This window comes from Nocardia acididurans (assembly GCF_016741815.1).
Taxonomy (GTDB): Bacteria; Actinomycetota; Actinomycetes; order Mycobacteriales; family Mycobacteriaceae; genus Nocardia; species Nocardia acididurans.
Window position 1 is genome coordinate 410,794 of the sequence record NZ_JAERRJ010000008.1, and the last position, 13,729, is coordinate 424,522.

Consider the following 13,729-nt stretch of genomic DNA (forward strand, 5'->3'; position numbering starts at 1 on the left):
CCGAGTAGTGGTGGCAGGCAATGGTTTTCGCCACTGCCTGCCACGCGGTCCGCTCGGATCGCTTCGCTCGTCGCTCGTGCGGGATCTCCATACTGGTCGCAAGATCGGTAAGGAGATCCCGCACAACACGTTTCGGAGGAGTCCAGTGCCCAAGGTCAGTGACGACCACCTCGCCGCCCGGCGCGGCCAGATTCTCGACGGCGCCCGGCGCTGCTTCGCCGAATTCGGCTACGAAGGTGCGACAGTGCGTCGTCTCGAGGAGGCGACCGGCCTGTCCCGCGGCGCGATCTTCCATCACTTCCGCGACAAGGACGCGCTGTTCCTTGCCCTCGCCCAGGAGGACGCCGGCCGGATGGCCGAGGTCGCGGCCACCCAGGGCCTGATCCAGGTGATGCGCGATATGCTCGCCCACCCCGAGGAATTCGACTGGCTCGGCACCCGCCTCGAGATCGCCCGCCGCCTGCGCAACGATCCCGAATTCCGCGCCAACTGGGAAGAGCGCTCCACCGAACTCACCGCCGCCACCGTGGCCCGCCTGGAACGCCGCAAGGCCGCGGGCGCGCTGCGCGACGACGTCCCCACCGAGGTCATCCTCGGCTACCTGGACCTCATCCTGGACGGCCTCATCGCCCGCATCGCCTCCGGCCACGCCAACGACAACCTCGAGGCCGTGCTCGATCTGGTGGAAGCCTCTGTGCGGCGCAAGAATTGACGGGTCTCGCCGGTGTCGAATCCGGCGCGCAGAATCCCCTGCGCCGCAGCGTTTTCCGTCCGGTCGCGGCGCGTTCCGCCCGGTAGCGAGCCAGCGTGGACCCACGGACCTTCCCGCTCCCGCCGAGGCATTTGGCTCGAGCTGCGGGCAACCCCTGACTCGGGTCAGCGAAGCCGGAACGATTGCGGCCATGACTCAGATCGCCCTCTCCCCCGATCAGGTGGTGGCCCTGCGCTACCGCGACCCGGAACCGACCGCGCCCGCGGAGTGGAATCCGGTGCTGCACGTCCTGCACGATCATCGGTCGGTGCGCCGCTACCTGCCCGATCCGATATCGGATGAGGTACTGCGCCTGCTGATCTCGGCCGCTCAATCCGCGCCGACCTCGTCGAATCTGCAGGTGTGGAGTGTGATCGCGGTGCGTGATCCCGAGCGCAAGGCGCGGCTGGCCACCCTGGCCGGCGATCAGGAGCACATCCGGCAGGCCCCGGTGCTGCTGGTGTGGACCGCCGATCTGGCCCGGCTGCGCGGCCTGGCCGCCGACCGCGGGGTTCCGCTCGACGGCGCGGACTATCTGGAATCGAGCTATGTGGCGTTCCTGGATGCCGCGCTGGCCGCGCAGAACGCGCTCGTAGCCGCCGAATCGCTGGGGCTGGGCACCGTGTACATCGGCGCGATCCGCAACAACCCCGAGCAGGTGGCCGCTGAATTGGCGCTGCCGCCGGGGGTTTTCGCGGTGGTCGGGCTGGTGGTGGGCACGCCGGATCCCGGTGAGGGCGCCCGCGTGAAACCGCGTCTGCCGCAGGCCGCCGTGCTGCACGAGGAGGTCTACCGGGCCGATGCGCGGCACGCGCATATCGCGGAGTACGAATCCCGGATCGCGGCGTTCTACGCCGAGCAGGATCTCGCGCATTCGTGGTCGGAGCGGGTGCTCACGCGGCTCGGATCGGCCGCGGCGCTCCATGGCCGGGATCGGTTGCGTGATCAGCTTCCCGCACAGGGGTTTCCGCTGCACTGAGATTCGACCGGGCGTCCGGTTCTCAACCATGTTGTCGCACAACGACGTACCGTCGGATGTATGGCCGGACTCGTGCTCGGACCGGTGCTGCGGCATGTGGACGCGACATCGGCAACCGTCTGGGTGGAAACCGACAGCGCGTGCGAAGTGGAGGTGCTGGACTCCCGGGCGCGCACCTTCCAGGTCGGTGACCTGCATTTCGCACTCGTGTGCGTCACCGGCCTGGAACCGGACTCGTCGGTCCCGTATCAGGTGCGGCTCGACGGCGTAACCGTCTGGCCCGAACCCGATTCGGCGTTCCCGCCCTGCCGGATCCGCACGGGGCAGGTGCGGCGCATCATCTTCGGATCCTGCCGGGCCGCCAAAGCCACGCCCGGCGTACTCGAGGCCGACAAGGTCGGACCGGACGCACTGGACGCCTACGCCGTGCGCATGGCCGAACTACCCGAACCCCGGTGGCCGGACGCCCTGCTGCTGCTCGGCGATCAGGTGTACGCCGACCAGCCCACCCCGCAGTTGCGAGAGTGGCTGGCGCAGCGGCGTTCCGGCGACGATCCCGAGGACGAGGTGGTGTCGTTCCGCGAATACGCCGAGCTGTACCACGAGTCCTGGTCGGATCCGGAGATCCGCTGGCTGATGTCGACGGTGCCGACCTCCATGATCTTCGACGACCACGATGTGCGCGACGACTGGAACACCTCACGCGCCTGGCGGCAGCAGATGGAGCGGAAACCGTGGTGGCACCGGCGGATTCGCGCGGGGCTGGCCTCCTACTGGGTGTATCAGCATCTCGGAAACCTGGATCCGCAGCAACTGCAGGACGATTCGCTCTACCAGCAGGTGCTGAAGGCGGATCGAGAGGTCGGGGACCTGCTCGAGGAGTTCGCCGCCGCGGCGGACCGGGAGGCCGACGGGCGCAAACCGTTCCGCTGGAGCTACCGCCGCGACTTCGGCCGAATCCGCCTGCTGGTCATCGACACTCGCAATGGCCGGATACTCGACGGTCAGCGGCTCATGGTCGGCGCGGCGGAATTCGACTGGATCGAGGACAACGCGCAGGGCGACTACGACCATCTGCTGATCGGCTCGTCTCTCCCCTGGCTCATGCCGATCGCCGTGAGCCATCTGCAATCGCTGAACGAACGCGCGGCGAGCCTGCCCGGATGGCGGGGGCGGCTCGGCGAAAAGCTCAGGCAGGCCGCCGATCTGGAGCACTGGCCGGCCTTCCGCGCCTCCTTCCACCGGCTGGCGGCGCTCATCGCCCGGGTGGCCCGCACACCCGGTGCGCCCGCCACCGTCTGTGTCCTCTCGGGCGACGTGCACCACAGCTACGCGGCCAGGGCGGTCTACGACACGGAGACGAAATCCGCTGTGCTGCAGCTCGTCTGCTCGCCCGTGCACAACGATCCGCCGAAGGCGTTCCGCCTGCTGTTCAAGCTGTCGTGGTCCACGCCGCTGGCCGCCGCGCTGCGACGGCTGGCGACCCGGCGCGGCATCCCGCCCGACCCGGTGCGATGGCATCGGGTCAGCGGCCCGCACTTCGGCAATTCCATCGCGACCCTCGACATCGCGGGTCGCTCCTGCCGGTTCTCACTGGAGACAGCGCTTCCGGATGCGGGCCTGATCCACATCACCGAGATCGAGCTGACCGACCCGCAGGGCGTCGCGCGGGTCTAGCTCGCCAGCTACCGAGAATTCTCGGCGGACTCCAGATCGGCGAGCAGCGCCCGGACCAGACGGTCGAGGTCACGTCGGTCCTGCGGCGACAGCACCGCCAGCAGCCGGGTTTCGTTCTCGACATGATCGGTCACCACGACATCGATCACCTCCAGGCCGCGATCGGTCAACCCCACCTTGATCGCGCGCCGATCCCCCGCATCCGCGAGCCGGCGCACCAGACCCGCCGACTCCAGCCGGTCCAGCCGGCCGGTCATACCCGCCCGCGAGAGCATGAGCGTATCGGCGAGCACCGAGGGGTTGAGCTCGTACGGCTCACCCGAACGTCGCAGTGCCGCAAGCACATCGAACTCACCACGCTGTAGGCCGTGTGCCGCGAACACCTCCTCGATGCGCTTGCCCGCCACGATCGAGAGCCTGCCCAGGCGGCCGATGATGGCCATGGCCTCGAGGTCGAGGTCCGGCCGCTCGCGCCGCCACTGCGCGGCGATGGTGTCCACCGCGTCCGAGTTCGTCTCACCCATGGACAGCATCTTATTCGATGGCATATAGTTCGGTAGCGAATTATCAAGCATCGAACAGTTCGGAGTCCGATATGAACACCGCTTCCCGCCCGGCCGTCATCCGCCAGCCGCACGAGGCCGAGACCCTCGGCAATGACGCGGTGACCGTCCGCCTGCTCATCGACTCCCAGGAGGCGGGCGGTGCGGCCAGCACGCTCGAGGTCACCATGCGGCAGGGCGCGGACGGCGCCGCCCCGCACTACCACACCCGCTCCGACGAGCTGTTCTATGTGGCCGAGGGCGAATTGCAGGTGCTGGCCGGGGATCGCATCGTCACCGTGAGTGCGGGCGGGTCGATCATCGTGCCGAAATTCATGCCGCACGCCTTCGGCGCTACGCCGGACAGCGGCGCGCGCATCATGATCGCGCTCATGCCCGGCGTCGAGCGGTTCGAGTACTTCCGCATCCTGGACCGAATCGGCCGGGGCGAGGCCACGCTCGCCGATCTCGCCGCGGCGCAGGAGGAGTTCGACAACCACTTCGTGGACGCGCCCGAGTGGTGGCGCGAGCGGACCGCGAACCGGCGCTGAACCGCGCGGCCGCCTTCGCGACCTGGCCGACCCCGCCCCGCACCGCATATATTGTCTGGGACAGTTTGCGACGCGGCGAACGAGGACCTCATGAGCAATCCACCCACCAGCGGCAATTCCACCCTGACCATCGAATTGGGCGGATCCAGTGCGCTGACCAGAATTCTCTACGCCGTACTGCGGCCCACGGTCGCACCGGTCATCGGCGCGCTCGCGACGGCCGCGCTACGGCTGCCGTATCGCTCGCGAAATGTGTTCGCGGTCAGCAGTTTCACCGACGCCCCGGCCGCAATCCTGCTGCCACCGCGCGGCACCCGGCGAAAACTCGTGAAATTCAAGGACTTCCGTGCCGAGTGGGTGTGGCCCCGGACCGTCCCGAGTCCGCTCGACCGGCCGGATGCCGCGATCATCTACTTCCACGGCGGGGTCTACGCCGCCGGCGGACTCAACTCACATCGCCGCCTGGTCGCGAAAATCGCTCGGGCCAGCGGCATTCCGGTGTTCAACGTGCACTATCGGATGATGCCCGCCCCGCTCACCGACACCATCGAGGACGCGCTCACCGCCTATCGGCATCTACTTGACAGCGGCATCCCGGCCGATCGCATCATCGTCTCCGGCGACTCGGCCGGCGGTGGGCTGTCGTTCCTGTTGGCGCTGCGCGTGCGCGACCTCGGCCTGCCCGTGCCGGGCGGGATATCGGTGATCGCGCCCTGGTCGAATATGGACAATACGGCCAAGGAGAAGCATCCCAACGCCGCCCTCGATCAAGCGCTGCCCGGACACCTGTGGCGGGCCTTCGTCGAGTGGGGTATCGCGGTGGACGGCATGGTCGATCCCGCGTGGTCGGCGGTGAATCACGATTTCGCCGGCCTGCCGCCGGTCCTGATCCAGGTGGGCTCGACCGAGAGCCTGCGCCCGGATTCCGAGGAGCTCGCCCAGCGCTGCGCGGACGCGGGCATACCGTGCCGCTTGCAGTTGTGGGATCGGGCGCTGCACGTCTTCCAGGCGGGGTCGGATCTGCTACCCGACGCACGGGTGGCGATCCACGACATGGGCGCGTTCAACCGCTCGGTCCTGGAGTCGGCCGCCCGGCCGTGAGGAGGTGCGGCCGACGCCGCGCCAACCTTGCGCAAAATGTGCACGGACAACTGCGGTGGCAATAGCCAAGCAATCGCCGATTGTGCCGGAGACCACGGGGAATATCGGAATACCGGCCGGTAGGGGATCGTTGGCGGAGGCATGGCATTCTCCGTCCCCGTCACCGTCCGCGGCTATGAGCTCGACATCAACGGCCACCTGAACCAGGCCGTCTACCTGCAGTACGCCGAACATGCCCGCTGGGAGATGATGCGTGCGGCCGGCGTGCCGGGTGAGAAGATGATCGCCTCGGGCGTCGGCCCGGTGGTGCTGGAGAACAACATCAAGTATTTCCGCGAGTTGCATCTCGGTGACGAAGTCACGGTGAGCTGCGAATTCGAGTGGTCGGGCGGTAAGGCGTTCACCATGCGCCAGGAGATCACCAAACTGGACGGGACCGTATCCGCGCAGGTGACAGTCATCGCGGGGGTGATGGACCTGCAGGCCCGCAAGCTCGTCGCCGATCCGCGCGAGGCGTTCCTGGCGCTCGCCGAGTCGCCCGAGGTGTTCGGTCTGTAACCGTTCCGGTAACGGAGCGAAAAACTTTCGGCCGTAGCGTATTACGCCGCCCCGGCAAGGTTTGCCGGGGCGGCTGAAATCTTTCGTTGCGAGCCGGACATGCTGTGTCGCGGGATATGATTCAGATCACGCTCGGCCCCGCAGCAAATCCCGAGCAGATCGGAGTTCAGCATGACCGGCGCCCTCCGCCCACCCACATCCGCCACCGTAGGTTCCACCGCGCCACCGCTATCCGGCTATCTTGTGGCATCCACCGACCGGGATATCAGCGTGCGCGTTTCCGACGGCACCTGGACCTTCCGGCGCACCGATGTCCTCTCCCTCACCGATTGGGAATCTGCGGCAGCACAAGGAATCTGCGAGGAAAGACCCGTTCTGGTGCGGGTGCGCACCGGCACCGTCGCCGATTTCACCCAGCGCCGCCGGGTGGAACTCACCGAACGGCCCTTAACCCTCCCGCAGGACCACACGCCCGCCCGCGGTGACGAAGAACTGCAGCGGCTCACCGAATCCTGGGCGCGCACGCTGGAGATCACCACCCGCCCCGGCGTCGGCGGCTCCACCATGACCTGCTGCCAGACCCGCTCGCACAACGGTAGCGACGACGGCGCCGCCTGCGACAGCCTGGACTGACGGGTTTCACGGATGGCCGCCCGGACAACGGGTTCGGTGCTCATCGTCACCGAGGCCGACGATCTCCACGGCGACGCACTCGCCGTCACGCTGCGGAAGCACCACGCGCTCAGCGCGATTCGACTCGACATGCGCGACTTTCCGCGCGAGAACGGCACTTTCCGTCTGGGGCGGGAGGGCACCAGCCGCAGCCTCTCCCATGTGCTCGGCCTCGACGACGTCACCGCCGTGTGGTGGCGCAGGCCGCAGCCCTGCGATGTACCGGGCAGTCTGCACGCCGAGGACGACGCCTACCGCCGCGCGGAATGCGATGGCTTCCTCCAGGGTTTGCTGTGGTCCATGCCCGCACTGTGGGTGAACGACCCCGGCGCCGACCGCACCGCCAACCGAAAGATCGTGCAGCTGGAGACGGCCTACCGGGCCGGATTCGCCGTGCCGGAAACGCTCATCACCAATGATGTGGAGGAGGCGCACGCCTTCCTCGACGCCCGACATGGTCCGGTCGTCTACAAGCGCACGGGCACCGGCCGCGGCACGTTCACCGAGACGCGGGTGGTCACCGCGTCCGATCTCGACCGGCTGCCCACGATCCGCAACTCCCCCACCACGTTTCAGGACTACATCCACGCCGAATGCGATCTACGGGTGGTGTGGGTGGACGGGATCGAGTGGGTGGTGCGCATCGACTCGCAAGCCGGTGTGGGACGGGTGGATTCGCGCCTGGACACCTCGGTCCCGTTCACTGCGGACCGGCTGCCCGCCTCGGTCAGCAAGTCCTTGACCACGCTGATGGGCGCGCTCGGGCTGGCTTTCGGCGTCATCGATCTGCGGGTCGGCCTCGACGGCGAGTTCTGGTTCCTGGAGGTGAACCCGCAGGGGCAGTTCGCCTACCTCGAAATCAAAACCGGCCTGCCGATTTTCGAGAGCCTCGCCAACCTGCTGGTGCTCGGCGACGGAACCGTCACCACCCGCTGAGCCGCGAAACCCCGCGCGAAACCCTCAGCCGTCGAGCAGTTCTCACTACCCGCAACCCGTAATGTCTTCCAGAACAGCTGAACACGGAACCTCCCAGGAGCCTTGGACCCGTAACCCGAGCAGTCCCTGGGGGTTCGGGGGCGGGGCTCCTGGGAGTTCCGCGAGTGGAAAACCCTTACTTGCTACTGGCTTTCGCCGACTTCCGCCGGTTCGCCCCACCACGACTGCGGAGTTGCACATGCGACTCCACGAGGACGTTGTGGATGAAACCGTACGATCTCCCGGTTTCCCGGGCTAGCGACCGGATGCTCGCTCCGGCCTCGTACTGCTTCTTGAGCTGGGATTGCAGGCGGTCTCGCGACTTTCCGGTGACGCGCGTGCCCTTCCCCAATACGGCTTTACCCTGTGTGGGCCTGTCACTCATGACTTCCTCCGAGTCGCCGTGGGCGCCTCATTCCAGGCTAAACACTCGGAGGCATGTGATCAATGAATCATTGTGATTAGCATCACGCGAGTTGGATCAACTCGAGGTAGTCCTGCGACCAGTGGTCCTCGGTGCCGTCCGGGAGCATGATGACGCGCTCGGGGTTGAGGGCCTCGGCCGCACCCGGGTCGTGGGTCACCAGCACCACCGCGCCGGCGTAACTGCGCAGCGCGTCGAGCACCTGCTCACGCGAGATGGGGTCGAGGTTGTTCGTAGGTTCGTCCAGCAGAAGGACATTCGCGGCCGAGGACACCAGGCCCGCCAGCGCCAGACGGGTCTTCTCACCACCGGAGAGCGTGCCCGCGGGCTGTTCCAGCTGTGGGCCGGAGAACATGAACGCACCGAGCAGTCCGCGCAGATCCTGTTCTCCCGCATCGGGAGCCGCGTGCCGGATGTTCTCCCACACCGTGGCCTGATCGTCGAGCGTGTCGTGCTCCTGCGCGAAATAGCCCACCTTCAAACCATGTCCGGGTTCGATCTCGCCCGCGGACAGCTGTTCGACACCGGCGAGCAGGCGCAGCAGCGTGGTCTTACCGGCACCGTTGAGGCCGAGCACCACGACGCGACTGCCGCGGTCGATGGCCAGGTCCACACCCGCGAAGATCTCCAGCGAGCCGTACATCTTGGTGAGGTTCTTGGCCATGAGCGGCGTCCTGCCGCAGGCGGCGGGCTCGGGGAACTTGATGCGCGCCACCTTGTCGGCCACGCGGATCTCGTCCGCCTCGGCCAGCATTCGCTCGGCGCGCTTCATCATGTTCTGCGCCGCAACGGCTTTGGTGGCCTTCGCGCCGAGCTTGGCGGCCTGCTGTTTGAGCGCGGACGCCTTCTTCTCGGCATTGGCGCGCTCGCGCCGGCGGCGCTGTTCGTCGGTGGCGCGGGCGTCGAGGTACTTCTTCCAGCCCATGTTGTAGATGTCGGCCTCACCGCGCACGGCGTCGAGGAACCACACCTTGTTCACCACGTCACCGAGCAGTTCCACATCGTGGGAGATGACGATGAGCCCGCCGTCGTGGTTCTGCAGGAATCCGCGCAGCCAGGTGATGGAGTCGGCGTCGAGGTGGTTGGTCGGCTCGTCGAGCAGCAGGGTCGTATCCGACTTGCCGCCGCTGCCGTCGGAGGCCGCGAACAGGATGCGCGCCAACTCGATTCGCCGGCGCTGACCACCGGACAGCGTCCGCAGCTGCTGCCCCAGCACCCGATCGGGCAGGCCCAGGCTGTTGCAGATCCGCGCCGCTTCGCTCTCGGCCACGTACCCGCCGAGCGCCGAGAACCGGTCCTCGAGCCGCCCGTAGGCGCGCACGGCCTTCTCGCGTTCGGCGTCGTCGGCGACCTCGGCCATGATGGCCTGCTGCTTCTCCATATCGCGCAGCAGTTTGTCCAGCCCGCGCGCCGACAGCACCCGATCCCGCCCGAGCACATCGAGGTTGCCCTCGCGCGGATCCTGCGGCAAATACCCCAAATCTCCGGACCGGATCACCTTGCCCGCGTAAGGTTCACCCTCACCGGCCAGAATCCGCAGCGTAGTGGTCTTGCCCGCACCGTTGCGCCCCACCAGCCCGATCCGATCACCGGCCTGCACCCGCAGCGCCGACCCCGGCGCCGTCAGCAGGGTGCGGACTCCGGCCCGGACCTCCAGGTCGGTCGCGGTGATCACAAGCGTCTCCTCGCAGCAGTGGGTACCGATGGTCAACCGGTCGATTGTGCGCCCGATCGACACACAGAACCACCGATTTTACCTGTGACGTCGGAAACCCCGAGCCCTGGGCTCCCGGTCATCCCCCGAAACCCCTCATCCCGGTCAGATCGGCCCGAGCCACGGCCGCGTCGAGCGAACACCCCCGTCAATACCGCCGACCACCAGCCCCAGGCTTGGATCAGGCGGCGCGGTGTACGCGGCCCCGGGCGACGAGTTCGATGGTGACTGCGACAGCGCATGATTGGGCCAGGAGCAGGCCGAACAGCACCAGGAGCTGGACGGCGGCGGCTTGTACCGCCGATCCGCTGGCGACCAGGACGCCGACGAATGCGCCTGGCAGGGTGACCAATCCGACCGTTCGCGTTTGATCGACGCCGGGGAGCAGGGCGTCGGCGGCGGTCGGGCGGATCACTTCGAGTCGGGCTTCGCGGTCGGTGAATCCGAGGCTCGCGGCCGCCTCGACTTCGCCGTGGCGGTCGCCGAGGGTGTCCAGGGCGCGCCTGGCGGCCAGGGAGGTCGCGGTCATGGTGCCGCCCAGGATGATTCCGCCGATCGGTACCACCGTCACGCCGGTCAGTGGGACGACGCCGCTGATCAGGATTGCGGGCAGGGTTGCGGACAGGCCCGCGCCGTGGCTGACGATCAGCCAGAGGGCCGATCGGCCGGCGCGGGCGCGGCGGGCCGCGGTGAGGACCGCGGCCCCGAACATCACCGTCAGCACCAGCGCCGACGACCACAGGTGCGCCAGTGCCGCGGCGAGGATGAGGGCGACGGCACCCAACTGCAGTACGGCGCGTAGTGCGGCCCGCGGCGCGATGGTGACCGGTCCGAGGTGCGCCATCCGGTAGACGACCGCCGCACCACCCACCAGGACCGCGCACAGTGCGGCCAGCTGGAGGCTCGGGATCGCCGTCGCGTTCACGGCTCACCCGTCACTCGCGAGTCGCGCCGCGGTGGCGGCGGCCTACCCGTTGATCCTCGAAACTCGAAGGGAGGCACGGTAGTCGGACTGCGCGATGTCATCCTCCCACTCCCTTGGGCCGGGTTCGAGGTCGATGAGCTGGACGCGGTAGCCCTCGAGGTCGGCTTCCTGGGGATCGAGGGTGATATGCAGGTCGCGTTCCGCCACAACAGGATCGACGGTCATCGTGAGTGAGACGATGGCGTCGCCCGCCCAGGCGCAGTCGACGTCGGCGGGACAGCGGCTGTCCTTGCTCACTTCGCGGAGCAGCACCGAGATCCGGCCGTCGTCGAGGTGCGCGGTACTGCCCACGGCGAGCGTGAACACACTGCCCAATTCGACGTTCACCGACTTCGGGGGCTGATCGATCGGCCCGCAACCGGCCAGGGCGACGAGCACCACCGGCATACCCCACCGTGTGAATCGTTTTCCTCCCATACCTCAGACTGCCACAGCCTTCTCGATGCCCCGAGGACCCCGATCCCACCGGCATCACCCCCGGCTACGCCCGGGCAGATTGCTGCCGAGGTCTACTCGCGGTCGGCGAAGAGTGCCGGGTCGGCGTAGCGCGGGTCGCGGTCGAGGTGCGCCGATTCGTCTGCGCCCTCGGGTGATTCCTCCACTCGCGCGAGTTCCCGTACCAGGTCGTAGAAGCGCTGCTCGGCCGGTCGGAGGCCCGCGATCGCAGCGGCCAGGTCGACCTCGGGGGTGAATCTCGCACCGGCCGGACCGACCGACAGGGTCGACAGCCAGCCCTGCCAGTCCGCCTCCCGCAGGCTCCCGCTGGTCTCGGCCCAGAACAGCACCGTGCTCGGTTCGGTGTCGGAACTGAGTTTCCCGGCCGCCGCGAACATGGGCAGCAGGGTGTAGATATTGGATTCGCAGAAGCCGAAGTGCATGAGGTACGCCTCGAGCGCGCCGTCGCGGTGGCCGACGATGTAGGTCAGCCCGTAGCCGCCGTCGTCGATGCAGTCGGCGAGGTATTCGCGTGGGGTGATGCCGGTTTCGGCGTGCTGCCACGCCGGAGCCTTGCCGTTCCAGTACCAGCCGTCGAATACCGCGCCGGGATTGGCGATTTCACCGGGCTCGGGGGCCGGGGTGTCGAGCCAGCGTTCGAAATCGGCGCGGGTCATGGGAATTCGAGTGGCCAGCAGGAAGCTGTCGGACACAACCGACTCCTTGTCTCGGGAGAGCGCCGCATGCGCCCGTCGGAGATCCTAGGCAGCGTCGAAGATTTGTTCGATATTCGTTCACTGTGACCGGTCTCACAATTCGCGGGGTTGCCCCCGGTCGGGGCGGGCGTGCCCGCGCCGGCGAACGCTCGATCTTGTTTGAGGATCCTTGAGCCTGGGTAACGGTTTCTTTCGTGCGAAGGCCTCGGCGCTTCGGCACCGAGGCGGAACTGATGAGGGTCCGTCCTGCGGGCTGGGAAGGCAGGCACGATGACGAAACCGAATACGGCGGAGTTTCCGCTGCGAAGATCGGTCGCCGCCTCGGCAATGGGGAACGCGACCGAATGGTTCGACTACGGCGTGTACGCGGCGACCGCGACATATTTGACGGCGGCGTTCTTCCCCGGGGAGCTGGGAACGCTGGGCACCATGCTGGGCTTCGCCGTGTCGTTCGTGCTGCGGCCGCTGGGCGGCATGGTCTGGGGTCCGCTGGGCGACCGGATCGGCCGTAAAGCCGTGCTGGCCACCACGATTCTGCTGATGGCGGTGGCCACCGGCGCGATCGGCGTGCTGCCGACCCACGCCGCGGCGGGCTGGCTGGCTCCCGTGCTGCTCATCGGGCTGCGCGTCGTGCAGGGTTTCTCCACCGGCGGTGAATACGGCGGCGCGGCAACCTATCTCGCCGAGTGCGCCAATGACCGCAAGCGCGGTTTCCTGGGCAGCTTCCTCGAATTCGGTACGCTCGCGGGCTTTGTCGGTGGTTCCGCGGTGGTGCTGGCCTGCCAGCTCGCCCTGGGCTCGGAAGCCATGTACGCCTGGGGCTGGCGCATCCCGTTCCTGCTCGCCCTGCCGCTGGGCGTGATCGGCTGGTACCTGCGCAATCGGCTCGACGAATCGCCGGTGTTCACCGAGATCGCCGACCAGGACACTCCCCCGGCCGGTCTGCGCGTGGTGCTGACAACCTACCGCCGTGAGGTGCTGACGCTCGCGGGCCTGGTCATCGCCCTCAACGTGGTGAACTACACGCTGCTCACCTATCAGCCGACCTACCTGCAGAAGACCATCGGCATGGGCGAATCCGCCACCACCGCCATGATGCTCATCGGCCAGCTGGTGATGATGGTGTCGCTGCCGTTCTTCGGCCGCCTGTCCGACCGGGTGGGCCGCAGGCTGCTGTGGCTGGTCTCGCTCATCGGCCTGACCGTGCTGGCGGTGCCGATGTATCAGCTCATGGGCCAGGGAACCGCCTGGGCCATCATCGGATTCGTGGTGCTGGGCCTGTTCTACGTGCCGCAGCTGTCCACCATCAGTTCCACGTTCCCGGCCATCTTCCCCACGCATGTGCGCTACGCCGGATTCGCGTTCGGCTACAACATCTCCACGGCGGCGTTCGGCGGCACCGCGCCGCTGATCAACGAGGCGGTGATCGAGAACACCGGCTGGAGCCTGTTCCCGGCCGTCTACATGGTGGGTGCGTCGCTCATCGGCCTGGTCGCGGTCGCGTTCCTGCGCGAGACCGCGGGTACCTCGTTGCGCGGCACCGAGATTCCGGAGGCGGATGCGGAATTGGAGCCGGTGCTCGCCTCGCCGCTGCCCGGTCAGGTGCCGCGGTCGGCGGTGTGATCCGTCGCGGAACACGCGCGCGACCG

The 13,729-nt window shown here is 67.7% G+C and carries 15 protein-coding genes; 9 read left to right on the plus strand and 6 right to left on the minus strand.

All coding sequences use genetic code 11. The features are described from left to right. Window positions 1-145 precede the first annotated feature (145 nt). The 3 genes from JK358_RS22890 (at window position 146) to JK358_RS22900 (ending at window position 3,407) form a co-directional block, all read left to right on the plus strand. The gene (locus JK358_RS22890; RefSeq protein WP_201950055.1) at window positions 146-712 is read left to right on the plus strand and encodes a TetR/AcrR family transcriptional regulator; all 567 of its coding nucleotides are present in this window, start codon (window positions 146-148) and stop codon (window positions 710-712) included. A 190-nt stretch (window positions 713-902) separates the two neighbouring features. Then, window positions 903-1,730: an NADPH-dependent oxidoreductase gene (locus tag JK358_RS22895; protein ID WP_201950057.1), complete on the plus strand. Its 828-nt coding sequence runs from the start codon at window positions 903-905 to the stop codon at window positions 1,728-1,730. Between the two features lie 60 nt (window positions 1,731-1,790). Beyond that, window positions 1,791-3,407, plus strand: coding sequence for an alkaline phosphatase D family protein (locus tag JK358_RS22900; protein WP_201950059.1), 1,617 nt, complete (start codon window positions 1,791-1,793; stop codon window positions 3,405-3,407). An 8-nt stretch (window positions 3,408-3,415) separates the two neighbouring features. Here JK358_RS22900 and JK358_RS22905 read toward each other — a convergent pair whose 3' ends face one another. Beyond that, on the minus strand, window positions 3,416-3,931 hold the full coding sequence (locus JK358_RS22905) for a MarR family winged helix-turn-helix transcriptional regulator (protein WP_201950062.1): 516 nt from the start codon (window positions 3,929-3,931) through the stop codon (window positions 3,416-3,418). Window positions 3,932-4,002: 71 nt separating this feature from the next. Here JK358_RS22905 and JK358_RS22910 point away from each other — a divergent pair, with 71 nt between their 5' ends. From JK358_RS22910 to JK358_RS22930, 5 genes are all read left to right on the plus strand, one after another. Next, entirely contained in the window at window positions 4,003-4,500 is a 498-nt protein-coding gene (locus JK358_RS22910) for a cupin domain-containing protein (RefSeq protein ID WP_201950068.1), read from the plus strand. 90 nt (window positions 4,501-4,590) lie between these two features. Beyond that, window positions 4,591-5,601, plus strand: a complete 1,011-nt coding sequence (locus tag JK358_RS22915; protein ID WP_201950074.1) for an alpha/beta hydrolase — start codon at window positions 4,591-4,593, stop codon at window positions 5,599-5,601. A gap of 141 nt (window positions 5,602-5,742) precedes the next feature. After that, a complete protein-coding gene (locus JK358_RS22920) occupies window positions 5,743-6,159 on the plus strand; it encodes an acyl-CoA thioesterase (protein WP_201950075.1) in 417 nt (138 codons plus the stop codon). 171 nt (window positions 6,160-6,330) lie between these two features. Beyond that, a complete protein-coding gene (locus JK358_RS22925; RefSeq protein WP_201950076.1) occupies window positions 6,331-6,792 on the plus strand; it encodes a hypothetical protein in 462 nt (153 codons plus the stop codon). Window positions 6,793-6,804: 12 nt separating this feature from the next. Continuing rightward, window positions 6,805-7,767 (plus strand): MvdC/MvdD family ATP grasp protein, encoded by a 963-nt coding sequence (locus tag JK358_RS22930; protein WP_201950078.1) that lies wholly within the window; start codon window positions 6,805-6,807, stop codon window positions 7,765-7,767. A 175-nt stretch (window positions 7,768-7,942) separates the two neighbouring features. On the opposite strand, the gene JK358_RS39410 is transcribed toward JK358_RS22930, so the two are convergent. From JK358_RS39410 to JK358_RS22950, 5 genes are all read right to left on the minus strand, one after another. Continuing rightward, window positions 7,943-8,191, minus strand: coding sequence for a helix-turn-helix domain-containing protein (locus tag JK358_RS39410; RefSeq protein ID WP_232851687.1), 249 nt, complete (start codon window positions 8,189-8,191; stop codon window positions 7,943-7,945). Window positions 8,192-8,273: 82 nt separating this feature from the next. Then, window positions 8,274-9,905, minus strand: coding sequence for an ABC-F family ATP-binding cassette domain-containing protein (locus JK358_RS22935; RefSeq protein ID WP_201950297.1), 1,632 nt, complete (start codon window positions 9,903-9,905; stop codon window positions 8,274-8,276). A gap of 220 nt (window positions 9,906-10,125) precedes the next feature. After that, the gene (locus JK358_RS22940; protein ID WP_307817682.1) at window positions 10,126-10,869 is read right to left on the minus strand and encodes an ABC transporter permease; all 744 of its coding nucleotides are present in this window, start codon (window positions 10,867-10,869) and stop codon (window positions 10,126-10,128) included. A 42-nt stretch (window positions 10,870-10,911) separates the two neighbouring features. Further along, window positions 10,912-11,316: a hypothetical protein gene (locus tag JK358_RS22945; RefSeq protein ID WP_201950081.1), complete on the minus strand. Its 405-nt coding sequence runs from the start codon at window positions 11,314-11,316 to the stop codon at window positions 10,912-10,914. A gap of 122 nt (window positions 11,317-11,438) precedes the next feature. After that, window positions 11,439-12,077 (minus strand): hypothetical protein, encoded by a 639-nt coding sequence (locus tag JK358_RS22950; protein ID WP_201950083.1) that lies wholly within the window; start codon window positions 12,075-12,077, stop codon window positions 11,439-11,441. Window positions 12,078-12,350: 273 nt separating this feature from the next. On the opposite strand from JK358_RS22950, the gene JK358_RS22955 reads away from it, so the two are divergent. Continuing rightward, entirely contained in the window at window positions 12,351-13,703 is a 1,353-nt protein-coding gene (locus JK358_RS22955; RefSeq protein ID WP_232851689.1) for an MFS transporter, read from the plus strand. The last annotated feature ends 26 nt before the right edge of the window (window positions 13,704-13,729 follow it).

Bases quoted from the DNA above. Each gene is read 5' to 3' on its own strand.
- JK358_RS22895 (WP_201950057.1), top strand. From the start codon at position 903: ATGACTCAGATCGCCCTCTCCCCCGATCAGGTGGTGGCCCTGCGCTAC.
- JK358_RS22900 (WP_201950059.1), top strand. From the start codon at position 1,791: ATGGCCGGACTCGTGCTCGGACCGGTGCTGCGGCATGTGGACGCGACA.
- JK358_RS22905 (WP_201950062.1), bottom strand. From the start codon at position 3,931: ATGGGTGAGACGAACTCGGACGCGGTGGACACCATCGCCGCGCAGTGG.
- JK358_RS22910 (WP_201950068.1), top strand. From the start codon at position 4,003: ATGAACACCGCTTCCCGCCCGGCCGTCATCCGCCAGCCGCACGAGGCC.
- JK358_RS22915 (WP_201950074.1), top strand. From the start codon at position 4,591: ATGAGCAATCCACCCACCAGCGGCAATTCCACCCTGACCATCGAATTG.
- JK358_RS22920 (WP_201950075.1), top strand. From the start codon at position 5,743: ATGGCATTCTCCGTCCCCGTCACCGTCCGCGGCTATGAGCTCGACATC.
- JK358_RS22925 (WP_201950076.1), top strand. From the start codon at position 6,331: ATGACCGGCGCCCTCCGCCCACCCACATCCGCCACCGTAGGTTCCACC.
- JK358_RS22930 (WP_201950078.1), top strand. From the start codon at position 6,805: ATGGCCGCCCGGACAACGGGTTCGGTGCTCATCGTCACCGAGGCCGAC.
- JK358_RS39410 (WP_232851687.1), bottom strand. From the start codon at position 8,191: ATGAGTGACAGGCCCACACAGGGTAAAGCCGTATTGGGGAAGGGCACG.
- JK358_RS22945 (WP_201950081.1), bottom strand. From the start codon at position 11,316: ATGCCGGTGGTGCTCGTCGCCCTGGCCGGTTGCGGGCCGATCGATCAG.
- JK358_RS22955 (WP_232851689.1), top strand. From the start codon at position 12,351: ATGACGAAACCGAATACGGCGGAGTTTCCGCTGCGAAGATCGGTCGCC.